Below are 25,443 nucleotides of genomic sequence, written 5' to 3'. Positions count from 1 at the left end.
TGTTTTGCAGAAGTCAAAAAACGTTTTATATTTGCACTCGCAATAGCGAAAAACACTCCTCCTTAGCTCAGTTGGTTAGAGCATCTGACTGTTAATCAGAGGGTCCTTAGTTCGAGCCTAAGAGGAGGAGCAAGTTATAAATCCGATACAGAAATGTATCGGATTTTTTTGTTTATAGTGTTGATTTAGATTGCTCTAGCGTTATTGATTAAAGCTAATTAATAGAAGTGTTTAGAATGCTAAAGTAGAAGACATAAAAAAAGCCACTATAATTAGTGGCTTTTTTAAACTTTTTAAGTGATAAACTATTCTGTAAATATGATTTCACTTTTAGCAGAAATTCCATTTTCATTAAAAGCTTCTACTTGATAATAATAACTTTGGTCTGTTGTTAATGCTCTTAATTCGTAATTAGGTGAATCGTACATTAAAGCAGAAAGGTTTAATTTATCTTTTGAAATTCCCCAATAAATAACATAACCAGTTGCATTGTCTACCTTGTCCCAAGTTAAATTGGTGTTTCTGCGATCCTCTTGTCGTTCTACTTTAAAATTAGCTGGTGTTTGCGGTACAGCTTCAAAACCATTTCCAAAAATTCTAAATTCTGAAATTGACAAGTATTTATTGCTACAATACACATGATTGTATCTAACATATCTTGCATTCATAGGTTTGTTTAATTCTATATAACCATGAGGCATGTCACGAGTGTTTTTTGAGTAGTCTGAGATGGTTTGCCAAGATTTACCATCAATTGACCCTTCAATAACAAATTGCTGTCTTAAATCGTCTGGTCTACCATATATATCGCTATTAAAATCTTGAAAATTAATTTGAATGGCTTTAATGCTCATTTTCTTTTCTAAATCTACCTGTACGTAAATAGAATCGTCATTGACCTCAGATACCCAATAAGACCTTATTTCTTCATCATTAATTTTAGAAATATCAAACTCTCTAATCTGTCCTAACATATAACCACTGTCACTTTCATCTACAACATTTATCTCTTTAGTTACTAATCCAGAATTTGTAGTCACAGGTTTGTTGTAGGATAATAGCATCCAACCTGTAAAACGCTCTTTATGCTTGTCCACCTTTGTGTCAGGCAAAAAGTGTGGGTAATCACCATAAGCAGTATTAACATACATTTGACCATTGTCTTCAAAACCTGCAGGATACATGCCTATTCTACGTTCAAATTTATAATTAACAGAAATAGCCATAGTTGCATAATGCCAATAATTACCATTATTGTCTTTAACTGTGCTTCCATGTCCTGAACCTTTTAAAAAACCACCAGGTTTGTATGATATAGGGTTGTAAGGTGCATACTCAAAAGGACCAAACGGACTTTTACTAGTTCGGACACCATCTGCATAAACATTCCATTGTGTTCCTGGTGCACCATATTCTAGATAGTAGGTGTCATTATGTTTTACCATCCAAGGACCCTCTAAATAAGGCTTGATGTCTGATTTATGGTCTTGTCCAAAACGCTCCCAACCATATTTATCAGGATGTAAATTAAACAAGTCTTGTTGCTCTCCTTTTGGAACGTAATAGTTATCAGCATCAAGCTCAACCACACGAATTGGATATAGGTTAGAGGACTCCTCGTATAAATATACTTTACCATCGTCGTCCACAAATAAATCTGGATCTTGAATGCCACCAGGAGGATTTAAAACCGCATACTTTGTTTTCCAGTCACCTAACTCAGGATTATCAGTTTCTATAATTGGACCTCTTCCAGACGGATCGCCATAGACTATTATTTTACCGTCTTTTACAGCTGCTGCAGGAGCGTTACTTCCTTTAAAATACCAGTTTTGAGGTGTAATAAATGTCCAATTACTCATATCATCACTCATCCAATAGCCATGAGATCGTGTGACAAACATGTAATACTTGCCTTTAAAATTAACTAAAGCAGGATCTGCACCAGAACGGTAAGACACTTTATTTTCTGCTCTGTAATGTGACATGTATGAATAATCAATATCTACTGGGTTACAATAGGTTTTGTAATCTCTTTTATTACCATTATTAGCGTTTAAAGACTCTGTTGTTTGATTGTCTTTTTCTAATTTACAAGAAAAAATTACTGTTGCTATTAGTAAAAGCAATAGGCTTCTCATATTTATATTTGTTTTTTGCATAAATCTGTTGTCTTATATGTATTAGTCTATCAATTCAAAGCTAATTGCAGCTCCTCCACCAGGAGCCAGCTTTAACTTTAAGTCAGATTTGCTAGTGACTTCTTTAGTTATTATTTGATAGCTTTTAGGGTTGTCTTTCCAATCTGCATCTTTACCGTCTAGATACAGCGTTGCTTTGTACTTTTTTCCGGCAGTTAAAAAATCTAAAGAGATACTTGTTTTTCTAGGGTCTTTATTAGTTATAGCGCCTAAAAACCAGTTGTCTGTATGTTTGTCTTTTCGGACTACTGTTAGATATTCTCCTGGTTCTGCTTCTAAGTAAATAGAGTTTTGCCAATCCAATGGTACATCAACTATAAACTGAAATGCGTCTAGGTGTTTTTGATAATTTTCAGGCAAGTCAGCTGCCATTTGTAAAGGTGAATACATAGTAACATATAAGGCTAGTTGCTTTGCTAAAGTGGTATGTACTTGTTCTGTTTTAGTGCTATCGTAAGCATTCATTTTAATTTCAAAAATACCAGGAGTATAATCCATTGGACCACCCAATAAACGTGTAAAAGGTAAAATGGTTTCGTGATCTGGTGGATTACCATTGCTCCATGCATTAAATTCATTTCCTCTAGCAGCTTCTGCAGCAATGTAGTTTGGATACGTCCTATGGTATCCTGTAGGTCTAACACTTTCGTGGGAATTAATCATAATTTTAAAATCTGCAGCACGTTGTGCGACAAAATTAAAGTGATTAACCATGGTTTGTCCATCATGAAACTCGCCTCGCGGAATTATTTTTCCGACGTATCCTGTTTTAACAGCAGGATAACCATACGTTTGCATTAACGTGAATGCACGATCTAAATACCGTTCATAATTTGCAACAGATCCAGAGGTTTCGTTATGCATTATCATTTTAACACCTTTAGACTTAGCGTATTTTGAAATTGCTTCAATATCAAAATCAGGATAAGGTGTTGTAAAATCAAATACATCCTCTTTCCATTTGCCATACCAGTCTTCCCAGCCAGTATTCCAACCCTCAACTAAAACACCATCAAAACCATGTTTAGCAGCAAAATCAATATATTTTTTAGTATTCTCTGTTGTAGCTCCATGTTTTCCGGAGGGAATCATTTCACCAAATGCAGTTCCAGCGTTTTGAGCGTTTTGACTTCCTGCATAATCCCAAGTGGATAATCCTACATGCATTTCCCACCAAATCCCTACATATTTCATAGGTTTAATCCATGATGTGTCTTCGATTTTATTAGGCTCATTTAGATTTAATATCATTTTAGAACTAACAATATCTCTAGCATCATCACTAACCATTATTGTTCGCCATGGTGATACAGAAGGTGTTCTTAAATAGGCTTTATCTCCTAATGCATTTGGCACTAAGTTAGAAGTAAATTGAAAGTTTTTAACATCAACATCCAAGTGCATTATTGGATAGTTAACTACAGCTGCTTCAAAAATATTAATATATAAGCCATCACTAGATTTAAGCATTAATGGTGATTGCACACGATATTGACTAGTAATAGATTTTAATCCAACACCATTGTTTAAGTCTATTTTTGAATTATCAATGTCTGAGATTTTAGTTTTATTATAAGCATATTCTTGACTGTCATAATCTCCAGGAATCCAAAATACGGTATGGTTACCTGTTAGATTAAATTGTGTGTTCTCGTTAGAAATAGTAAAGTATTTTACAGTCTTATCCAACGGAAACTCATATCTGAAAGCGACACCTTCATCATAAATTTTAAATACAATGTTTAGCTTATTATTGGTGTTTTTTTGATTTAAAAATATTCTAGTTTGATTGTACTTATTTAAAATTGAAGACTGCTCTCCTAAAACAGGTTGCCAAGATTCAGAAAAAGAAAGGGTCTCTGTTTTAGTAACTTCAAAATCATTAGTTAAGTTATTAGCATCTTTAATGGATAGACCCATTATACTAGGTAAAACAACTGGATTATTTTTATAATTGACCTGATAAGTTGGCTGTCCTTTTTTATTGATATTAAAAGTTACTTTAATATTTTTTGAAGGCGAATACATGTCTTGTGCATTCAATCCTACAAAAATCAAACCTAATAATAGAGTAACTATTGTTTTTTTCATGGTTGAAAATTATTTAGTTAATTTAAAAGAAGTCTTTAAGGATGCATCCGAATTTGTGCCTACAAAAACCTCAAAATCACCAGGTTCAGCCACAAAATCTAAATCGTAATTATAAAACTTTAAATCTTCTACAGAAATATCAAAACTTACTGTTTGAGTTTCACCTTTTTTGATAAATGCTTTTTTAAATCCTTTTAACTCCTTTACAGGTCTAGTTACAGAGCCTACAACATCTCTAATATATAATTGTACGACTTCTTTTCCATCATAATTTCCAGTGTTTGTTACGTCTACAGTTATGTTGATTTTTCCATCCATACTGATAGAGGTTTGGTCAAGTTTTAGATTGCTATATTCAAATGTGGTATAGCTTAAACCATAACCAAAAGGGTATAAAGGTTCGTTTCTGACGTCTATATAATTACTTTTAAATTTTTCAAATTTACCTTCTTTGTTTCCTAAAGGTCTTCCTGTGTTTTTATGGTTATAAAAAATCGGAATTTGACCTACGTTTCTTGGGAATGTAGCTGTTAGTTTTCCTGACGGATTAACATCTCCAAATAAAACATCTGCTATGGATAGTCCAGCTTCACTACCAGGAAACCATACATTTAATATAGCAGGAACGGTATCGTTTTCTTCGACTAAAACTAGTGGTCTACCTGTAAAAAGAACTAAGATAACAGGTTTGCCTGTTTTTAATAAGGCGTTTAGCAAATCTTTTTGAGCTTGCGGAATTTCTAAATTTGTACGACTACTGCTTTCTCCACTAAACTCGGCTGTTTCTCCTAATGTTGCTACAATAACATCTGCTTTTTTGGCTATAGCCAACGCTTCGTCTAATAATTGTTTATCTGTTCTGTCATCACGCGGAATATCTTTTCCAAACATGGTAGCTCTTTTTTCAAGTTCTAAATCGTAATCTACGTTACTTCCTTTAGCGTATAAAATATTAGCTTTATCGGTAACTACCGATTTTAAACCGTCTAAAACTGTTTTAGATTTTTCTTGATCCGTTGCCACGCTCCAAGTACCAGCCATATTGACGCTTGTATTAGCTAAAGGACCAATTAAAGCAATAGTGCTAGATTTTTTTAATGGTAATGTTTGATTTTCATTTTTTAAAAGCACCATAGATTCTGCACCTACTGTACGCGCAAAATCTCTATTTTCTTGAGTAAAAATTTCAGTTTTAGCTCTATTTACATCACAATACTTGTATGGGTCATCAAATAATCCTAATTGATATTTAGCTGTTAAAATGCGTTTAACAGCAGTGTCAATATCGTTTATAGATACTTTACCATCTTCTAAAGATTGTTTAAGTGTGTTTAAAAACCCTTCGGCAACCATATCCATATCAGAACCAGCTTTTAGTGATTGTGCAGATACTTGTTGTAAATCTCCAACACCATGATAAACCATTTCTTCTATACCTGTGTAATCTGTTACTACAAAGCCATCAAATCCCCAATCATCTCTTAGCAAGTCCGTTAAAAGCCACTTATTTCCTGTAGCAGGAACACCATCTACTTCGTTAAATGATGCCATTACAGATCCAACACCTTCATCAATTGCTGCTTTATATGGAGGAAGATATTCGTTATACATTCTAATGCGACTCATGTCTACAGTATTATAATCTCTTCCAGCTTCTGAGGCTCCATAAAGCGCAAAATGTTTAACACAAGATAATAATGTGTTATTAGCAGTTAAATCGTTTTGTTGGTAACCTCTTACCATTGCTCGTGCTACTTGACTTCCGTAATACGTGTCCTCTCCACTACCTTCAGACACTCTTCCCCAACGTGCATCTCTTGAGATATCTACCATAGGAGAGAAGGTCCAGTTTATTCCATCTGCACTAGCTTCAGTAGCTGCAACTCTTGCTGTTTTCTCAATCATTTCCATGTCCCAACTTGCAGATAACCCTAATGGAATTGGAAATGTTGTTTTGTAACCGTGTATAACGTCCATTCCAAAAATTAAAGGGATACCTAATCTGCTTTTCTCGACAGCTATTTTTTGAACTTCTCTAATTTTCTCGACTGTTTTTATATTGAAAAGACCTCCAACTTTACCATCTTCAATGTTTTTTGCAACATTTGAACTTTCAGATGCTCCTGTAGTAATATCTCCAGATGATGGTAGATTTAATTGACCAAGCTTTTCTTCAATAGTCATTAAATTTAGGATGGAATCTACTTGTGCTTCAAAAGGGTTTTCTGAATTTTTTTTTGTTGAATTACTATTAGTATTGCAAGAAAAAAGGGTTGCAGTAACTAATACTATAGTTGCTGTTTTTAAGTTAAATAGTTTATTCATTTTTTAATTTTGTATTAGAGAATAGCCATGATAATAATTCTGTTTCAGCAAAAGTTGAGTCCCAACTATTGTGATTGTCTTTAGCGTATAATGTAAAGTTTGGTGTGCCACCTGCTTCTAAAATAGCGTTAACCATCGCTAAGGATAGTTGAGGTTTTACCACATCATCCTTTGCGCCATGATAAATGGACATTGGTACTTTTTTGGCAAATAATTTTGCGGTACTTGGATTACCACCACCACAAATAGCTATAGCTGCTGCAAAAAGGTCTGGTTTTCTGTAAAGAATTTCAAAGGTTCCCATGCCACCCATTGAAAGACCTCCAACATATATTTGGTCTTTATTTACATAAGGTTTTTGAGTTATATCTTCCATTAAATGCATAACTAAATTTAATGCATTAGTAGGAGGAAGGTCAGATGGAAACGTAATAGTTAAAGGATAGGTAGTCCTGTCTACCTCTGCATTAGCCCAATAGTCATTTTTTGGACATTGTGGAAAAATTACTATTGCAGGAAAAGAGTCTCTAGCTGTTTGACTTAAAAATAATTTACTGCCATGTGCTAGTTGTTTTTGGTTGTCGTTACCACGCTCTCCTGCACCATGAAGAAACAAAACAACTGGGTATTGTTTGTCCTTGGTAAAATCTTTTGGTAATAATAGCCTATAATTTAAGGTATCATTATCTTTGATATAGGATTGTTCTGTAAAAGCTTCGGTTTGTGCATTAAGGATTGTATTAAAGCTTACAAAAAGAATTAGTAGTATTATTTTTAATTTCATTTTTAATGATTTTAATAGTTAAAACCTAAAGTGTTTAGACCATTTTGTACGTCTTGATTTTGCATAAAAAGATTCCAAATCAGACCTGTCCTGTAGTTTTCAATCATAATTATTTGTGGACCTTGGTCAATTGCTAAATAGGCCTCTGCTACCCAATAATTATCTTTTGGGCTGAAGGCATCATAAAAACCAGCTGGACCTAATAAAATGTCACTTTTACTATAAAAAAATTGCATTGCTGCTAAAGATTTTTCTGGTGTATAAGGTATAGAGCTTATGGCAGCAGTTGGTGATATTACTCCAATATCGTTTCCTGGTTGATGTGCTAAATATCCAATGGTACCATCGTCATTACGTGAGTAGCTAGCGGTTAAACCCCAACAATCTGATCCATATTTAAAATAATTTAGTGGATTGTCTACGCAATATGCGTAATTGATTTCTGTGTGGTTTTTGTTTAAAGTCCAATAGTTTGCATATTGGTCTGATAAATTTGTTGGGTTTAGTCCTAAATAGGAGTAGTGTGCCCAAAATAAAGGTCCAGTCCCTGATCCTGCATGATCTAAAATTATTGGGATATTATATTGTGTTTCGGCAGTTGCTATATTTCCATTAGATGCCCAACCTTCTGTGTATACAGAGTTTGTTATGCTATGTTCTGGTGAGGCAGCACCAAGTATAAATGCAATTAGTGTTTCGTTATAGCCTTTTAACTCTAGGTTTAAAGCAAATTGATTTGTTGGACTCCAATGCCAATATAATTTATTTTGACCTTGTGTGTACCAATCCCATTCTACACCTTTCCAAAGGACATCTGCTTGATTTGCTAAGGTTTGTTCTTGCGTTGGTCCGTTTTTAAAATATTCTTTTACACAAATTAGTCCTTGTGCTAAAAATGCTGTTTCTACTAGGTCTCCACCATTATCCTCAGGACTAAAAGGGATGACTTGTCCTGAGGCTCCATCAATCCAATGTGGCCATGCGCCATGAAAACGGTCTGCGGTTTCAAAAAAATCGAGTATGGTAGTTAGTCTTTGTATGCCTTGGTCTCTTGTAATATAGCCTCTTTCAATACCAATAATAATAGCCATTAAGCCAAAACCACTACCTCCTGTTGTTACTACATTTTGATTTAATGACGGGTTATTTGGATGATAACGCTCCTTGGCAGCTCCAGAAGGTGAGTTTGCAAAATCCCAAAAATATTTAAAGGTTTTTTCTTGCACTAAATCCATTAGTTCTTGATCTGTTAAGGGCTCGATGACTGGATTGTTACTGTTTGGTATGTATGGTTCTTGGTAGCCAGGACCTTCGTCTGATGCGCAAGAAAACAGTAGCACTATAGTAAGTAATATGAGGTGTGTTTTTTTCATCTTTATATCGAGTTTTTGATACTGAAATCTAATTTGGCGAGTCCACTTTGCAAACCCTTATTACCCATAAAAAGTTTCCAAAACAATCCTGTCCTGTAGTTTTCTATCATTACAGGTATTGGTCCTTGGTCAATTGCTAAATATCTTGGTAAGTACCATTTGTGTTCTAAACTAAAAGCATCATAAGGTCCATATTTACCTATTAAAGTGTCTTGTTTAGTGTACATGTACCTAAGCATTTGCATACTTTGTTTTGGTGTGTAAGGAAATGAAGATAACGCTGCAGTTGGACTGATGACACCTAAATCTGCTCCTGGTCTGTGTCCTGAATATCCTTTCATGGAGTAGCTAGAAGTTAGTCCCCAAAGACTATCTCCATAGCCTTTATATTTTTTAGGGTTTTTAACAGCATATTGATAATGTATCTTAGCCTGATTTGTTGTTAATTGCCAATAGTCTGCATATTTATCTTTAATTATTTTAGGGTTTAAACCAAGGTAGGAGTAGTGTGCCCAGAATAATGGTCCTATAGGCGAGTCGTCGTGTTCGTAATAATTTAGAACCAATGGAATATCGTACATACTCTCTGAGGTTACAATGTCTCCTTTTTTAGCCCAACCATTGTCATATACTGATTTTTTGATTGGATGTGTTGGCGAAGCAGCTGCTAAAACATACATAATCAAGCATTCATTATAGCCTCCAACAGGGAAATTCATTTCCCATTGATATTCAGGTGACCAGTGCCAATACAGGACATTTTCTCCGTTTTTTGTATACCAATCCCATTCTACATCTTTCCACAATTTGTCTATTCTGCTGACTAATTGTTGTTCTTTTTGGTTTCCATTTTTAAAATATTCAGAAACCGTTAGCAGTCCTTGAATTAAAAACGAAGTTTCTACTAAATCACCACCATTATCTTTTTTACTAAAGGGAATTACTTTTCCGGTTTCACCATTTAGCCAATGTGGCCAAGCACCATGAAAGCGATCTGCTGTCTCTAAAAATGTAATAGCTTTTAAGTATCTGTCCAATGCTTGCTCTCTTGTAATCCATTGTCTTTCTACACCAACTAAAATAGCCATTAATCCAAACCCACTTCCTCCAGTTGTTACTGTGTTAATTGGAGTGGTTGGATAGATGTTGTCCATGTGAACTCTCTCTCTGGCTAAACCAGAATTTGGGTCTGAAGCTTCCCAAAAATAATCAAACGTTTGTTTTTGTATTGTGTCTAACAATTGGTTGTCTGTCAATTGTAATTTGACTGATTTGAAATCTGATATAGGTGTTTCTTTTTTACTTTTACAGCTAGTTAACACTGTGAAAATTAATAAGATAACGGTATAGTATTTAGGAAGGATTTTCATTGAGTTATGAGATTAATTGCCTCAGCTGTATTAAAACCATAATACAGCTAAAGCATAGGAGAACTAAATCAAAATAAAAAGGGTGCTATTAATAAATATTATAACATAGACTGGATTTCAGTCTGTGTAAGGGTTGTGTTGTACATGCGTAATTCGTCCATTATACTACTGTCAGATAAGTGTCCCCAATAATCAAATGTTGGTCCACCAGCACCAATAACCATTTGGGTACAACCTGTCCAATCAATACTTGCTCCAAGTGCAGACGTAAGTGTTTCTGCTCCATTAATATAAATTTTACTTTCTGTAGGAGAGACTGTTAGGGCTATGTGTACCCATTCTCCAGCAGTGACATCAATAACGCCTCCATCATTCCAACTTTCAGCAGTGCCTGTTCCAATGTTTACCTTTATACGTTGCTCTGTAGCGTTGCCTTCTCTAAATAATCTAAACCCTTGGTTTCTATCATCTGCATCATCACCAACAGTTAAAATTCCGGATCTATCAGGTGTTGCATTTACTTTATACCAAAAAGTTGTGCTAAATTGATTGTCTCCAAAAAGATTATTTATTGGAAAAGTAAGGTAAGAGTCTGTTGTAGCTGTAAAAGCATTACTTCCTGCATAACTTTCAGTGGTTGACTGTGGATTACCTACTTCTGAAGCATTTTGTAAGCTAATTAAATCAGTATTACTTCCATCAAATGGCATATAAAATGTTTCGCCATTATAGATTGGTGTATATGGATTGGTCACATTAATCATGTTTTGGATTTCTGTTTGTGTCATTGCCACGTTGAATAATCTTAACTCATCCATTGCACTATTATCCGATAAATGATTCCAATAGCTAAATGTTGGACCACCTGCACCTATATTAATATCATTACATCCAGTCCAATCTATAGGATTAGGTAGTGCAATTGTGTTTACTGGTACTCCGTTGAAATAAATAACGCTTTCTGTAGGAGAAATAGTAAATGCAATATGAATCCACTCTCCAGCAGTAACATCTATAACACCTCCATCATTCCAGCTGTCAGATGTACCTGTACCAATGTTTATTTTAATACGTTGTTCTGTAGTGCTACCTTCTCTAAATAATCTAAAACCTTGGTTTCTGTCCACTTCATCATCACCAATTGTTAAGATTCCAGATCTATCAGGTGAAGCGTTAACTTTATACCAAAAGGCTCCAGTAAATTGGTTTCCTAAATTAGTTTGATCTAAAGGAAATGTTAGATAAGAGTCTGTTGTTGCTTTGTAGGAATTTGTACCTAAAAAGCTTTCTCCTGCAAATGAAGGATTACCTGTTTGTGTTGGATCTGTTATGGTTACAAGCTCTGTAAATGTTCCATCAAAAGGCATGTAGAAAAACTCTCCATTAAATACAGGCGAATAAGGTGGCTCTTTGCTAAAGTTAACTAAAGTATTAGTGGTGTTTCCTGATATGTCTGTAGCAGAAACCTCTACTGTGTGTTCTCCGCTAGTAATACCACTATGAGGTACAGTAGTACTAAAATTACGATAGTCTAAAAATGAATTGAATGTTGCAATTTGACTACCATCTACTTTAACGGATATTGTTTGAATTTCGATATCATCCGATACCTCAAATTGAATATCAATTGCGCTTTCAATTGCAATGTCTTGAATTGCTGAACCCTCTGTTGGAAAAATTACATTTACAGTTGGTGCACCAGCATCTGGACCTGGATCAACTTCTGTTAAAGGGTCTATACCTTCGTAACAAGATGACATTAAGATTAATGCCACTAAGGATAATATATGTTTACTAATATTTTTCATAATTAAAGGCTTTTAATATTATTCTAATGGAAGTAAGTCTAGTTGTGCTTGTGGATAAGGTAAAAGTTCGTCTTGTGCAGTAAAGGTTCTTCCTTCGTAACTTAATTCGTCATACTTATTAAGTCTAATCATATCAAAATATCTGATTCCCCATTCCATACCTAATTCGGCAAATTTTTCATCCATAACATCATCTGTTGTTACACCAGATATTGGATCCATTCCAACTCTGTTTCTAACTATGTTTACTGCTTGGTCTGCAGTCATAATTGTACCTGTGGCACCATGAGTTAATGCTTCGGCATACATTAATAAAATTTCTGAATAACGTATAACATTAAAGTTTTTGCTAGAACCGTAATCATTTCTTCCAGGAGTTAATTGGTTAGATGGTAAGTAGTGTTTTCCGCTTGCAAACATGGCTCTAGTATAGTCATTAAACACGTCTCCATCAGGAGTTACATTACTAATGTAACTTGGTAATGTTGAGTAGCTAGGATCTAGCATAATCTCTGCAATACCACGAGGTGTAAAACATACGCTAGTTACAAGACGTGTTTCATCGTCTCTATCTATCATAAATTTAATATACTTTAAACTAGGTTCATAAAAACCCCATCCTCCAGAAGCTGTAGATACAGCAGGTGTCCAGCTAGAAGGTCCAAAAGGAGCGTATAAGTGGTTGTTAGTACTACCTGTATCAGTATTGTAGTCTGAAAACTGTAGTTCAAATAAGCTTTCGTTGCTTAGTTTTCCTGGTTTTTTAAATAATTCATAAAAATCTGGATATAAACTAAACTTGTTAGAGCTTATAATTTCTTCAGTAATATCTGCTACAGCTTGATAGTTTTCTAGTTCTAAATTTGCTAAAGCTTTAATTGCTAAAGCTGTGTATTTAGTAACTCCACCAGGAACATCTGTTCTCTCATTTGGTCTCATGTCAGCTAGGAAAGGGATGGCTTCATCCATAAGTTCTGAGACGTATAACATAACTTCTTCTTTAGTGTCTACACCATTATCAATGTCTGTAGATACGTTAGAGTTGGTTATTATAAAAATGTCTCCCCAAAGTCGTGACATTTGTAAGTGTTGAAAACCGCTTAACACTTTAGTTTCTGCAATATATTGGTCAGCTAAATTAACATAGTCTCCAGAAGCAAATTCTTTATATTTTAAAATTGTTTCTCCAGAGTTTACAATGTCTGTAATGTCTCCGTAAAAGTTTTCCCAAACTTGATTATACATCCAATAACCATTATCATAATTGTAAAGGTCAGCGTTAGTAAAACCACCTTGAGCATCTCCAACACCTCCAGCGTTTACATCATCACCTCTTACACCAATTAATAATGGGTCTTCCCAACCTCTTGAGTAAGTTTCAGAATAAGCTCCAATTAAAGGTAAAATCATGTCTTCTGATGCAGTAAAATCTAAATCGTCTGCAGACAATTGACCGTCGTTTTCCTCTAGTTTATCACTACATGATACTATGGTCATAAATGCAACTAACATTAATGCTAGAGGCTTTAAAAGTTGTTTTAAATTTTTCATTTTAAGCATTTTTAAATTTTAATATTAACACCAACAGTATATACAGCTGGAATTGGATATGTTTGTCTATCTACACCATTTGCAACTTCAGGACTAAATCCGTTGTAGCTAAAAGATGTGAATGGACGATCTGCTGTAAAGGTTATTTTAGTTTCTGGCATATTTTTACCACCAACTAATTTAGAAGGGATAGTGTATGCAAGTTGTATGTTTTGTACACGGAAATAAGACCCATTTTCAACGAAGAAAGAACTCATTTTTTGGTTCCAACCTTTTCTTCTACCTTCAGAAGATGGGTAATCATTACTTGTGCCTTCTCCATGCCATCTGTTTATTGCAAAATCTGCATCAATATTGGTGTCGTTAGTAAATAATACTTCACCTCTTTTTCGGTTTAAAATTTCATTACCACTTTGACCAGCTATTGCAACAGAAAAATCGAAGTTTTTATAGCTTACTTGCATATTAGCACCATAAGTAAAATCTGGTAAGTAAGACCCTAAGACCACTCTGTCATCTGCATCAATTTTACCATCATTATTTTGGTCTTTGTACATAAAATCTCCAGGTACTAACTGGTTATTGTTTTCGGTAAGCTCATACTGAGCTGTAGGGTCTGCAGCAACTTGTGCTTCGTTTTGATATACTCCGTCAATTTCCCATCCGTAAAAAGCATTTACAGGTTCTCCGACCATTAGTCTTTGTCTAAACTCTGCACTACCAGTATCGTAATAGCCTTGGTCTGTGTTTATTTTTGTTACTTTATTGTCTAAAGTTCCAATATTTCCGCCTACCGAAAAGCTCCAATTATCATTAATTGGTTGGCTCCAGTTTGCAGCAATCTCTAAACCTTGATTTCTCATTTCACCAGCATTAACTAAAAGTGTATTACTTACAATTGCTTGGTCAACAGGTACAACTAGTTTTTTAGTGTCTCTAATAAAGTAATCTGCTTCTAATGTTAATTTGCTATTAAATAGTCTTGCGCTAATACCAAAATTGGTTTCTTCTAATATTTCTCTTTCTAAATCTGTAAAGTTGCTAGAGCTAATAATACCATTGGTTTGAGTGTCTCCAATAGCAGTAGTTAATTGCGATACCGTTCTGGTTCCAGCACTTCCACCTAATTGTCCATTGGCTAATTGTCCCCAACTTGCACGTAGTTTAAGAAAATCTATAACATTACTATTTTGCATAAAATTTTCTTTAGAGATAACCCATCCAATACCAAATGCTGGTGTTGTTTCCCATATTTTTTTAGGGAATTTGGCGTCACCTTCATGTCTTACGGTTGCATTTAATAAGTACTTATCTTTTAAACTATACTCTAACCTTCCAAAATAGGCTAAAGTGTAAAAACGGTCACCAATTTCGTTAACCTGACTAGCAAAAGAGGTTGGGTCAGCAAAATTTAAATACCATGAGCTTTCTAAATCTATTCCTTGCACATCATTACCAGTTGCGCTAAAGCTGTTTGTTTGCTCGTCACCATAAGATGATCCTGCTAATAGTTTAAAACTGTGGTCACCAAAGTTGTCTTTATAAGTTAAGGTGTTATCCCAATATTGAGTAGAGTAAGTTAAATTGGCTCTTCTAATAGAAGAGGTTTCTCTTTGTGAGTTTTGCGAGATAAAATATGGTAACCTTACATTACGTTCTGCTATTGTAGAGTAGTCATGACTATAAGATGTTTTAAAAGAAAGCTTATCAGGAACAAGATCATACTCTGCATAAACACTAGCTAATATTTTTTTAATCTTTAATTGATTGTTATTATAAGTCATTTGAGGAAAAGGGTTTTGAGATCCTCTGTAACCTAAAATTGTTGCATCTGAAAAAGGGATAGGGTCTGCGCCTGTATTTGCATAATCGTATACTGGTAAAATTGGTACTGCAAAATAGGCTTGAAACCATGCGCCATTTTCTGGATTATATTTTGTTGCATTACTAAAAATAGAATTTACACCAATTTTAAGTCTGTCAGAAACTTTAAAATCAAGATTGGATTGAATATTAAAACGCTCATATTCGTTTTTCATATCTAGGATACCATCTTGCGAAAAGTAACTTGCATTTACACCATATGATGAAGACTCACTACCACCATTAATAGCAATATTATGACTTGTAATTGTCGCATCTCTTAACACTTCGTTATACCAATCTGTATTTACATTTGGTACATTAGGGTTTATTCTGCTTCTACCAAATCTTTCGATTGCGTTTTGTACAAATTGTATATCAGATTCTGATCCAGACTCATAAGCCATAGTCACAAACTGTTCGGCATTAGCCATTTTTACAACATTTTGTGCATGCTGAATCCCTGTGTATCCATTATAGGTTATTTCTGGTTTTTTCTCAAATTTACCACCATTGGTTTCTATGATAATAACTCCATTAACACCACGTCTTCCAAATATAGCAATAGAGGAGGCATCTTTTAAAACAGACACGCTTTGTATTTGGCTACTGTCTAAAAAATCAATATTGTCATAAAACATTCCGTCCACGACAAATAGAGGTGTTCCACCTGCAGCGTAAGAGTTTACACCACGTATTCTAATAGAAGGCGAATCTCCTGGTGATCCAACACTTGTTACTTGCACACCAGCTACTTTACCTTGTAATGATTGCATTACATTACTGTTAGGTGTTTTTTGTATGTCTTCTGAGTCTATAGTAGTAATTGCTCCAGTTACATCGGCTTTTTTTTGTGCACCATAACCAATAACGACAACCTCTTCTAAAGATTGAGCATCTACTTCTAGAGCAATATTTAAAACGTTGTTATTGGTAATAGTAACGTTTTTTGTTTTAAAACCAATGTAACTAAACTCTAGTATATTGCCTTGAGAAAGTGTGATAGTATAGTTACCATCAAAATCAGTACTTGTTCCTTTAGCTGTACCCTTAACTATAACATTAACATTTGGTAAGGGTAAGCCATCTTCTGCACTTGTAACAATTCCTGTTACAGTTTTATCTTGAGCTAAAATACTAATGCTCAATAAAAAGAAGAATAGAAAATTAAGTTTTAATTTCATGTATTTTTATTTTAGAATGTTAGTGAAGTAAAATTACAATCTATTTATTGTTAAATTTAAAATGCAAATACATTTTGATTACGTCAAGGTTAAGGCAACGTTAACAAAGCTAGTGTTGACGTATTATAAAGTAAAGCTTTAATTGATAAACACTGCACTAAAACGTTATAGTGACGTAGTATTGACGTAGTAATTTATGTTATAATTTAGATAAAAATGCGCTTAAATGAAGCTGTTTAGATAGTCTGTAAGCGAGTCTTCTGACGTTAAGTTTAATTTTCGTTTTAAACGATATCTGTGTGTTTCAATTCCTCTGGTTGAAATATTCATTAAAGGAGCAATCTCTTTTGTTACTAAATTCATCTTAATATATGCACATAATTTTAAGTCTTTATGTGATAGTTTTGGATGTTTAGTTTTTAGTTGATTGAAGAATTTTTCATGTACTTGATTAAAGTTGTATTCAAATATTTCCCATTCGTCTTTATGACCAATGGTATGATCTATTTTTTTCTGAAGACGTTTGCTAACTTGTTTGTTTTGAAACTGACCTTCGTTAATTTGAAGTTCTTTTTTAATTTCCAGTAAAGCTTCGTTTTTCTTTACTAAAGCAATTGCTGTATTTGCTAATTGTTTACTTTTTAATTTGATTTCGTTTTGAAGCGATTCATTTTTAAGTTTAATAATCTTACGATCATTTTCGATATTTTTTTCTTTTAAAATCTGTTGTTGCTCTTTTTTAAATTCTATTTCTAATAGTTTTTGCTCTTTCTTCATTTTTCTTTTATGAAGTAGGTAGATAATACCTAAAACTAAAACTAAGGCTAATGCGTATATTATAAAGCCTGTGTTGGACTTATACCATGGTGGTAATACATGAAGGTTTATTGTTTTTATTGGAGAGGTTTCGCCTGCTTTATTGGAAGTCCTGAATAATATTGAAAAGTCTCCATTTTTGATGTTTGACAAGACTAAGTTTTCATTATCAACTTTATCCCATTTAGTTGCGTTTGTGCTTAAACTGTATTCAAAAAAATGATTGTTTGAGTTTGGCGAAGCTATAGAAATACTGATTTTTCCGTTATTAGGTAACTCTATAACAGAAGTGTCAATTTTTACCCTAATGTCGTTTACTTGTATTTTTTCTATTAATGGTTTTATAGGTTTATTAATGGTAAAATTTTGATTTGCGTTTAATAGTAAAAAACCATTATTTAAGTTAAGCGCATAAATGGAGTCATTGATTTGTGATATGTTTTCATAACCAACAATTAGTCTGTCATCATAATAGTCTCTAGTTAAAACCAATTTATCATTGTTATTGGCTTTAAATTGAATGATTCCTTTTTGGTTTTTAAAAAATAGGCTATTGGTTAAATCTTCTGAAACAACATCTGATTGTGGACCTATTTTTTCGTTTAAAAACTTATAAGTAACTATGCTATCTACTAATGGCTCATAGGTTTTCCATCCATCGTTAGTTTTAAAGCAAATGTTGTTTTTAATTTTATAGACTTTTATGTTGTAGTCTGATGCTATTGTTTTGTTGGTGTACTGTTTGTAATCTACAATAGAATCTAATGTGTTATTAAGTCTAGCTTTTATTAATCCTTTATAAGCATGAGCTGCCCAAATAGTATTTTTGTCTTCAAACTCTAGATATTTTATTGGAATTGTGGGTTGTCCCAAATGCGTTGCTGACCAACGGTCTTGTGTTTTATTAAACTTTACTAATCCACCATAAGTACCTTGAACATAGCTGTTATTCTCTGGTATTTTTTTGATAGTCCAACCACCTGTAAAGTTTGAAATTAGTTTAATGGTTTTGTTTTCGACTAAATAAGTACCGTTATTATGTCCGCAAAATAATTGGTTGTCTATTATTTTTAAATCCCAAACTTGACCTTGAGACCCTTCAATAAATATTAATTGTTGATCATTGTTTAGATAATACAAGCCTGTATTACTTCCAATATATATTGTGTTATTGTATTTTATTACATCGTATACTGCACCTAGTTTACCTGAAACATCATTGTAATATGTAATATTGTTTTTTAAGTTTATTTTAGACAATCCATTGTCTAAACAAACCCAAATATTAGCATCACTATCTGCAATTAGGTTTAATACTGTGTTATTAACTAAACCGTTTTCTTTATTAATGTTAAAAAGGACGTGTCCTAAATTATCTGTAACATAAACCCCATTTTTTATAGTGCCAAACACCATATTTCCATTTTTTAATTTTAAAAAACTATTAAGTTGGTGTTTTTTTATTAAGTCATTAATGGGAAGCGTGGTTGGTTGTAAGCTGTTGTTTTGATAGGTATAGCTACCTTTTAAAGCAGTAGTTATAAGTAAGCTGTCTTTATAGTTAGCTATGCTTATAATTTTAGTATCTACTAACTCTTTACTATTTAAAAATGGCTTTAAAGTTTTGTCTTCAAGAGTAAATATTCCGTTGGTTAAAGTGTTGACGTAAACAGTATTGTTAACTACAGAACAAGATATGATAGTGTTGGACGATTTTATTTTTGTAATTGTATTATTTTCAAATACATATACATTTAGAAAAGACCTGAAAATTATTTTATTCTCATGTTGTATAATCTGCCAAAACTCCTCATTAAGTGATTTGTTTTGGTTTAATAAATGGGAAAGCGAATGATAGATTAATGCTCCCTTTTCATCATATTTCCAATAACCAAATTCTTCATACGATCCAGTGTATATTTTGTTTTTAACAACTAAAACAGAACGGATTGTAGTCTTGTTTGGTAGTGTGTTTAGCTCCCAATTTAAACCATTGTATACTAATAATCCATTATTGTTGGCTACGTAAACTTTACCGTTTTCTGCTTTAGAAACACCCCAATTTTGATTTCCTGCATTATATTGCGAAAACGAAAAATTCTCAAAGAAAGGCGTGTATTGTGCATGTACAAGTTGACTTGTTACTAGTACAATAAATAATACATATATCCTTAATCTCATTATTATTAGGTGTTTGCTTCTATAAAATATAAATTTAATTGAAATTAACCTAAAACGCCTTTTTGAGCACTTAATTTAATAAACTACATAGGATAAATTAGTGAATTAAGATTTATCACTTAGGTTAGTCAACATATCTTTGGTTATTGCATCTAAATCAAATTGATGTTTCCAATCCCATTGTTCTCTAGCTTCTGTGTCATTAATACTGCTTGGCCAAGAGTCTGCAATTTGTTGTCTAAAATCAGGTTTGTAGCTAATCTTAAATTCTGGAATTTCTTTCTTTATAGACTCTGCAATCTCTTTTGGGGTAAAGCTAATTCCGGAAAGGTTATAAGAAGATCTAATTTTTATTTTATCTGACGCTGCAGCCATAATGTTTACAGTTGCATTAATAGCATCATCCATATACATCATTGGTAATGCTGTGTTTTCAGTTAAAAAACACTCATAGTTTTTGTTTTTTAAAGCTTCATGATATATCTCTACAGCATAATCTGTGGTTCCTCCACCAGGTAATGTTTTCCAGCTAATAATACCAGGATAACGTAAACTTCTTACATCTACATCATATTTTTGATGATAATATTCACACCAACGCTCACCAACTTGCTTGGTAATTCCGTAAACAGTAGTTGGTTCCATAACCGTATATTGTGGAGTGTTTTCAGTTGGAGTAGTAGGTCCAAATACAGCAATACTTGAAGGCCAAAATACCTTTTTAATAGCCTTAGCTTTTGCTAGATTTAAAACGTGAAACAAAGACTGCATATTTAAATCCCAAGCTTTCATTGGGTATTTTTCTCCAGTTGCACTTAATAAAGCAGCCATTAAGTAAATGGTGTCAATATTATGTTTTTCGCAACATATTTTAATTGATGCATAATCCATAGCATCTATTATTTCAAAAGTACCAGAATTTACTAGCTCTAAGTTATTATAATTTAAATCACTTGCAATAACATTAGCATCACCATGTATAGCTCTAAGTTTGTAGGTTAATTCTGAACCTATTTGTCCTCCAGCTCCAATAATTAATATTTTTTCGCTCATTTTGTTGGATTATGTATAAAATATGCGCTCAAAAGTAATAACATTTTAAAGATTTATTAATAAAAAAAATATAAATGTGGTCAGATTAAACAATTTTCAGTTTTAATAATATTTAACTCTTTAATCTAATATATTTGTGTGTCAAACATTTAGTTTTTAACCATGAGATTTATAAAATTATTAGTAATTGCAGTGTTGTTATTAACAGCTTGCAAGAAAGAAAATAAAGTAGAAAATGTAGAAGTACCAACAGAAGACAATACTGTTGTAGTGGATTCGTTAAAGTTAACTAAGAAGGATATTGCTAAAGTTAATTATAAAGATATTGGTTTAGACTCAAAGACTAATAAGGTGATTTCTAGTTGGCAACCCTATTTAAATGTCGCAAACGGAATAGAAAAAATTAAACTTCCTGATTTTTCGTTTTTTAATGCAGATACAGATTTGTTTGTGTCTAGTCTTAAAGATTTAGAAGAGACAATTCCGGAACAGATAAATACAGAGCCTATTAAAGCTAGAGTTTTGGTATTAAAAACGATGCTTTATAAGTTTCAAGAAATTGAAAGCTTAAACACAAGTACTAAAAAAGATAAACTATTGGCAATACAACAAGTGTTTGTGGCATTTTCTAATTTAAATCTTCAAATAAATAAGAAGATAGAAAAAGACAGTCAAACTATTATAAAACCTTATTAATATGAAGCGTTTACCCTATTATTTATTATGTTTTATTCTATTTTTTTCTTGTAAAATAAGAGAAGGTCATGTTGATGTTGTTTCAATTAAAGAGGATATAAATTCTAATTTAGAAGCTTGGCATAAAGCTGCTGCTGAAGCTAATTTTGAGGCATATTTTAATTTGATGACTGATGATGGTGTTTTTATAGGTACTGATGCTACCGAAAATTGGCAGAATGAACAATTTAAAGCATTCTCAAAACCATATTTTGATAAAGGAAAAGCTTGGAGCTTTACTACTTTGTCAAGAAATATTTATGTTTACGATAACCAAAAATTAGCTTGGTTTGATGAATTATTAGATACACAAATGGAAATTTGTAGAGGTTCTGGTGTTATCCAAAAAGTTGGTAATCAATGGAAGGTAAAACATTATGTTTTATCTATTGCTATCCCTAATAATGATGTGGATGCTGTGACTAATTTAAAAAAGGAATCCGATAGTATTTTAAAGTTAAAATTATTAAAAAAGCACTAAATGTTTAAAAACAAGTGTATTTTGTCGATTTTTTTTGTTAATACGTCAGTAGTTAAATAAAAAACATCTATTTTTGATTTTAAAATGTTAGTAAAAATGAAAAAAATGTTACTCTTAGTTTTTGTGCTATTTAGCACTTTAACTTTTGCTCAGTTTAATCAAGATGCACCTTGGATGAGCAACTTAAATGCAACCTCTAGCGACAGATCAACAACTGTAAAGTTTCAAGATATAGTTGATGCTTTTAATACGTATTGGGAAACTAGAGATCCTAGTGTTAAAGGTAGTGGTTATAAACCATTTAAAAGATGGCAAACCTATTGGTCAAACTTTGTAAAAGAAGATGGTACTTTACCAACATCTTTGGAGTTGTGGAATACTTATTTAGAAGTTAAAAGCACCAAAACTAGTTTAAGAAGCAGTAACGTTATGGTGGATGAAAGTGATTGGCAACCAGTTGGTCCTTTTACACATTCTAACACTGGATCTTGGTCTTCTGGTCAAGGTCGAGTAAATGTTGTTGTGCAAGACCCTAATACACCTTCAACAATTTATGCAGGAGCTCCTGCTGGTGGTTTATGGAAATCTATAGATTCTGGTTTGTCATGGACAACTACAACCGATGATTTACCGCAAATAGGTGTGTCAGGTATTGCAATAGATGGCAATAATAGTGATATTATATATATAGCTACAGGAGACGATGATGCAGGAGACTCATATAGTGTTGGTGTCATGAAATCTTTAGATGGTGGTTTAACTTGGAATACTACAGGATTAAATCCAGGTAATTCTCCGGACTCAATGAATGATATTTATATCCATCCAACAAACTCTAATATATTATGGGTAGCTACAAATAATGGTGTTTACAAAACAATTGATGGTGGTGTAAACTGGAGCAATCTTAATGCGTCTAACGCCTCAAATGGTACTGTAGGATTAAATATTAAAGACATTAAAATCAAACCTACAGATCCAAATACTTTATATGCAGTTTCTAGTAACAGGTTTTATAAATCTATTGATGGAGGAGAGTCTTTTACTATGGTTACAGGAGGATTACCCTTTAATGGTGTTTCTAGAATAGTTATTGATGTAACTCCTGCAAATCCAGAAGTGGTCTATGTTTTGCTTTCGGATAACAGCTACGGTTTTAGAGGTGTTTATAAGTCTTCAAATGCTGGTGCTAATTTCACACAAGTAGCTTCATTGGCAAATAATGGTGATATTTTTGAATCCACACAGTCTTGGTATGATCTTGCTTTTGCTGTTTCGGATACAAATGAAAACGAAATTTATACAGGTGTTTTAAATATTTGGAAAGGGCTTGTTACTGGTAATCAAACAAGTTTTACTAAACTTAATAATTGGAATGCTCCATTTTCATCTTCTTATTCTCACGCAGATATTCACTTTTTAAGATTTTTTAATGGTGACTTATACGCAGGAACTGATGGAGGTTTTTATAAGTCTCAAAATGCAGGTGTAAGTTTTACTGACTTAACAGCAGGAATGCAAATTAGTCAATTTTATAGAGTAGCAGTATCAAAACAAAGCTCTAATAAAATGGTTGGCGGATTACAAGATAATGGAGGTCATGCATTTAATAATGGACAGTGGCAAAATTACTATGGAGCAGATGGTATGGATACAGCTATTGATCCAGCAAACTCTAATAATTATTATGGATTTACGCAAAATGGAGGCGGATTATATATATCATCCAATGCAGGTGGAGCAATAACAGGTAGTGTAGGTGCTCCTGCTGGAGAAGATGGTAATTGGATTACACCTTTGGCTATGAGTGCTAATAGCGAACTGTACTCTGGTTTTAATTCACTATATAAATTAGTTGGAAATAATTGGGTGGCTGTATCACCTTCATTTGGGACTAATATAGATGCTATTGAGATTGATCCCATTAATCCAGATAATATCTATGTGGTAATAAATGCTTCGTTAAGAAAAAGTACTAATGCAGGAGTTTCATTTACAACTGTGGCAACTTTTAGTTCTAATATAACTTCTGTTGAAGTAAATAATTCTGATAACGCTATAATATATGTTACAACCTCAGGGTTCTTTGGTCAAGTTTTAAAATCAGTTGATGGTGGAAACAATTTTACAGACATAACAAGTGGCCTACCAACGGTAACTAAAAATAGTATTAAACATCAAGGATTACATTCTAAAAATCCATTATTTTTAGGAACAAGTTTAGGGGTTTATAGATATGATGATGATACTTTAACATGGGATTTGTTTAACAACGACTTACCTAATGTTGCAGTAACAGATGTAGAAATAAATGTTTCAGACGATAAAATTACTGCTGCAACTTATGGTAGAGGTATATGGCAATCTAGTATTCCAACCGAATTGGCAGCTACAGATGTTAAATTGGTAGCGCTTAATGGTATTAGTACTGCAGTAGATTGTAATACTAATATAGTACCACAAGTAGAAATTAAAAACAATGGGTTAAGTACTATTACGTCTGTAGATTTTAATTATTTAATAGATGGTATTTCCAATAATTATAACTGGACAGGAAACTTACTTTCTGAAACATCAACATTAGTTGACTTGCCAGCTTTAAGTTTATCTAAAGGAATTTATACATTTAAAGTATCATCAACTATTGCTGGTGATGCTTATGCAAGTAATAATGACTCTGAAGAAAAAATTATTTATGTTAATGATAGTGGTGTAACACAAGTAGTAAATACCTTTGAAACACCTGCAGAATCATTGTTGGTTATTGACGAAAGTGCTGCAACACAATATTGGCAACGAGGTGTTCCAACGGGAGCAGTCTTAAACAACCCATCTTCAGATTTATCTAACCAAGTATATGGTACAAATTTAACTGGTGATTATGATAATAATGTAAAAAGTTATTTAGTGTCACAATGCTTTGATTTAACAACATTATTAAGTCCTGAGCTTAAGTTTGATATGGCTTTTCAACTTGAAGACGATTGGGATATTTTATATATGGAGTACTCCATTGATCAAGGATTAACTTGGACTGTTTTAGGTACAGCAACAGATCCAAATTGGTACAATAATGATACTGCACAAGGTGAAAATAATTCTTGTTTTAACTGTATTGGCTCTCAGTGGTCCGGAACAGATACTCAATCTGCTACAATGTCAGAGTATACCTATGACTTAACAGCTTTAAATGCAGAGACTAGTATAATGTTTAGATTTGTGTTTCAATCTGATCAAGCTGTTCAGGAAGAAGGTGTTATTATTGATAATTTTGTTATAAGAGGTACAGATAACTTAAGTGTTGATCAGTTTAAGTCTTCTAACTTCATGGTGTATCCAAATCCATCAAAAGGCTTGTTCAATATTAAAACTGTAACAAATCAAAGTTTTGATGTGATGGTTTATGACTTAACAGGTAAATTAATTTATAATAAACTTGAAGCTCAAACTAATGATAAATTATATCAATTAGACCTAAGTAGCTTTTCAACAGGAGTATATTTTTTAAACTTACAGACTAATGTTGGCAAAATCACTAAAAAGCTAATTGTTAATTAAAAGTTAATTTAAACTTAAAAAACGCGCCTTACTATTAGCTAGTAGGCGCGTTTTTTATACCTTAAACAA

At 33.0% G+C, this 25,443-nt stretch carries 14 protein-coding genes and 1 tRNA gene; 4 read left to right on the top strand and 11 right to left on the bottom strand.

The window, feature by feature from the left end; translation table 11 throughout:
• Positions 1-56: 56 nt before the first annotated feature.
• Positions 57-130 (top strand) — tRNA-Asn (locus M890_RS0104535).
• 175 nt (positions 131-305) lie between these two features.
• Here M890_RS0104535 and M890_RS0104530 read toward each other — a convergent pair.
• The 11 genes from M890_RS0104530 to M890_RS0104480 form a co-directional block, all read right to left on the bottom strand.
• Complete coding sequence (locus tag M890_RS0104530) at positions 306-2,162, bottom strand: family 43 glycosylhydrolase (protein ID WP_028282391.1); 1,857 nt, start codon at positions 2,160-2,162, stop codon at positions 306-308.
• Between the two features lie 21 nt (positions 2,163-2,183).
• Positions 2,184-4,292 carry a glycoside hydrolase family 97 protein gene (locus tag M890_RS0104525; protein ID WP_028282390.1) on the bottom strand — a complete coding sequence of 703 codons (2,109 nt, stop codon included), beginning with the start codon at positions 4,290-4,292 and terminating at the stop codon, positions 2,184-2,186.
• Positions 4,293-4,301: 9 nt separating this feature from the next.
• Positions 4,302-6,617, bottom strand: a complete 2,316-nt coding sequence (gene bglX / locus M890_RS0104520) for a beta-glucosidase BglX (RefSeq protein WP_028282389.1) — start codon at positions 6,615-6,617, stop codon at positions 4,302-4,304.
• The gene (locus M890_RS0104515) at positions 6,610-7,401 is read right to left on the bottom strand and encodes a carboxylesterase family protein (RefSeq protein ID WP_028282388.1); all 792 of its coding nucleotides are present in this window, start codon (positions 7,399-7,401) and stop codon (positions 6,610-6,612) included. The genes bglX and M890_RS0104515 overlap by 8 nt, the downstream gene beginning before the upstream one ends.
• A gap of 11 nt (positions 7,402-7,412) precedes the next feature.
• On the bottom strand, positions 7,413-8,774 hold the full coding sequence (locus M890_RS0104510) for a glucoamylase family protein (RefSeq protein WP_028282387.1): 1,362 nt from the start codon (positions 8,772-8,774) through the stop codon (positions 7,413-7,415).
• A gap of 2 nt (positions 8,775-8,776) precedes the next feature.
• On the bottom strand, positions 8,777-10,144 hold the full coding sequence (locus M890_RS0104505; protein WP_028282386.1) for a glucoamylase family protein: 1,368 nt from the start codon (positions 10,142-10,144) through the stop codon (positions 8,777-8,779).
• A gap of 98 nt (positions 10,145-10,242) precedes the next feature.
• Positions 10,243-11,952 carry a LamG-like jellyroll fold domain-containing protein gene (locus tag M890_RS0104500; RefSeq protein ID WP_028282385.1) on the bottom strand — a complete coding sequence of 570 codons (1,710 nt, stop codon included), beginning with the start codon at positions 11,950-11,952 and terminating at the stop codon, positions 10,243-10,245.
• 18 nt (positions 11,953-11,970) lie between these two features.
• Complete coding sequence (locus M890_RS0104495) at positions 11,971-13,503, bottom strand: RagB/SusD family nutrient uptake outer membrane protein (RefSeq protein WP_028282384.1); 1,533 nt, start codon at positions 13,501-13,503, stop codon at positions 11,971-11,973.
• Between the two features lie 11 nt (positions 13,504-13,514).
• On the bottom strand, positions 13,515-16,550 hold the full coding sequence (locus tag M890_RS0104490; RefSeq protein ID WP_028282383.1) for a SusC/RagA family TonB-linked outer membrane protein: 3,036 nt from the start codon (positions 16,548-16,550) through the stop codon (positions 13,515-13,517).
• A 222-nt stretch (positions 16,551-16,772) separates the two neighbouring features.
• Entirely contained in the window at positions 16,773-19,547 is a 2,775-nt protein-coding gene (locus tag M890_RS0104485) for a helix-turn-helix and ligand-binding sensor domain-containing protein (RefSeq protein WP_036597158.1), read from the bottom strand.
• Positions 19,548-19,652: 105 nt separating this feature from the next.
• Positions 19,653-20,600, bottom strand: a complete 948-nt coding sequence (locus M890_RS0104480) for an NAD-dependent epimerase/dehydratase family protein (protein WP_028282381.1) — start codon at positions 20,598-20,600, stop codon at positions 19,653-19,655.
• Between the two features lie 162 nt (positions 20,601-20,762).
• Here M890_RS0104480 and M890_RS0104475 point away from each other — a divergent pair, with 162 nt between their 5' ends.
• The 3 genes from M890_RS0104475 to M890_RS0104465 all read left to right on the top strand — a co-directional run bounded on the left by M890_RS0104475 (position 20,763) and on the right by M890_RS0104465 (position 25,374).
• Positions 20,763-21,296, top strand: coding sequence for a hypothetical protein (locus M890_RS0104475; RefSeq protein ID WP_028282380.1), 534 nt, complete (start codon positions 20,763-20,765; stop codon positions 21,294-21,296).
• A gap of 1 nt (position 21,297) precedes the next feature.
• On the top strand, positions 21,298-21,816 hold the full coding sequence (locus M890_RS0104470; protein WP_036597155.1) for a nuclear transport factor 2 family protein: 519 nt from the start codon (positions 21,298-21,300) through the stop codon (positions 21,814-21,816).
• Between the two features lie 105 nt (positions 21,817-21,921).
• On the top strand, positions 21,922-25,374 hold the full coding sequence (locus M890_RS0104465; protein ID WP_232219129.1) for a T9SS type A sorting domain-containing protein: 3,453 nt from the start codon (positions 21,922-21,924) through the stop codon (positions 25,372-25,374).
• Positions 25,375-25,443: the final 69 nt, after the last annotated feature.

The sequence above is a fragment of the Olleya marilimosa CAM030 genome (assembly GCF_000518485.1).
Taxonomy (GTDB): Bacteria; Bacteroidota; Bacteroidia; order Flavobacteriales; family Flavobacteriaceae; genus Olleya; species Olleya marilimosa.
This window is presented reverse-complemented; position numbering and strand designations above follow the sequence as displayed.

What these genes read in the sequence shown, in the direction of transcription:
- M890_RS0104530 (WP_028282391.1), bottom strand. Translation starts at nt 2,162, where the DNA reads ATGCAAAAAACAAATATAAATATGAGAAGCCTATTGCTTTTACTAATA.
- M890_RS0104525 (WP_028282390.1), bottom strand. Translation starts at nt 4,292, where the DNA reads ATGAAAAAAACAATAGTTACTCTATTATTAGGTTTGATTTTTGTAGGA.
- bglX (WP_028282389.1), bottom strand. Translation starts at nt 6,617, where the DNA reads ATGAATAAACTATTTAACTTAAAAACAGCAACTATAGTATTAGTTACT.
- M890_RS0104515 (WP_028282388.1), bottom strand. Translation starts at nt 7,401, where the DNA reads ATGAAATTAAAAATAATACTACTAATTCTTTTTGTAAGCTTTAATACA.
- M890_RS0104510 (WP_028282387.1), bottom strand. Translation starts at nt 8,774, where the DNA reads ATGAAAAAAACACACCTCATATTACTTACTATAGTGCTACTGTTTTCT.
- M890_RS0104505 (WP_028282386.1), bottom strand. Translation starts at nt 10,144, where the DNA reads ATGAAAATCCTTCCTAAATACTATACCGTTATCTTATTAATTTTCACA.
- M890_RS0104500 (WP_028282385.1), bottom strand. Translation starts at nt 11,952, where the DNA reads ATGAAAAATATTAGTAAACATATATTATCCTTAGTGGCATTAATCTTA.
- M890_RS0104495 (WP_028282384.1), bottom strand. Translation starts at nt 13,503, where the DNA reads ATGAAAAATTTAAAACAACTTTTAAAGCCTCTAGCATTAATGTTAGTT.
- M890_RS0104490 (WP_028282383.1), bottom strand. Translation starts at nt 16,550, where the DNA reads ATGAAATTAAAACTTAATTTTCTATTCTTCTTTTTATTGAGCATTAGT.
- M890_RS0104485 (WP_036597158.1), bottom strand. Translation starts at nt 19,547, where the DNA reads ATGAGATTAAGGATATATGTATTATTTATTGTACTAGTAACAAGTCAA.
- M890_RS0104480 (WP_028282381.1), bottom strand. Translation starts at nt 20,600, where the DNA reads ATGAGCGAAAAAATATTAATTATTGGAGCTGGAGGACAAATAGGTTCA.
- M890_RS0104475 (WP_028282380.1), top strand. Translation starts at nt 20,763, where the DNA reads ATGAGATTTATAAAATTATTAGTAATTGCAGTGTTGTTATTAACAGCT.
- M890_RS0104470 (WP_036597155.1), top strand. Translation starts at nt 21,298, where the DNA reads ATGAAGCGTTTACCCTATTATTTATTATGTTTTATTCTATTTTTTTCT.
- M890_RS0104465 (WP_232219129.1), top strand. Translation starts at nt 21,922, where the DNA reads ATGTTACTCTTAGTTTTTGTGCTATTTAGCACTTTAACTTTTGCTCAG.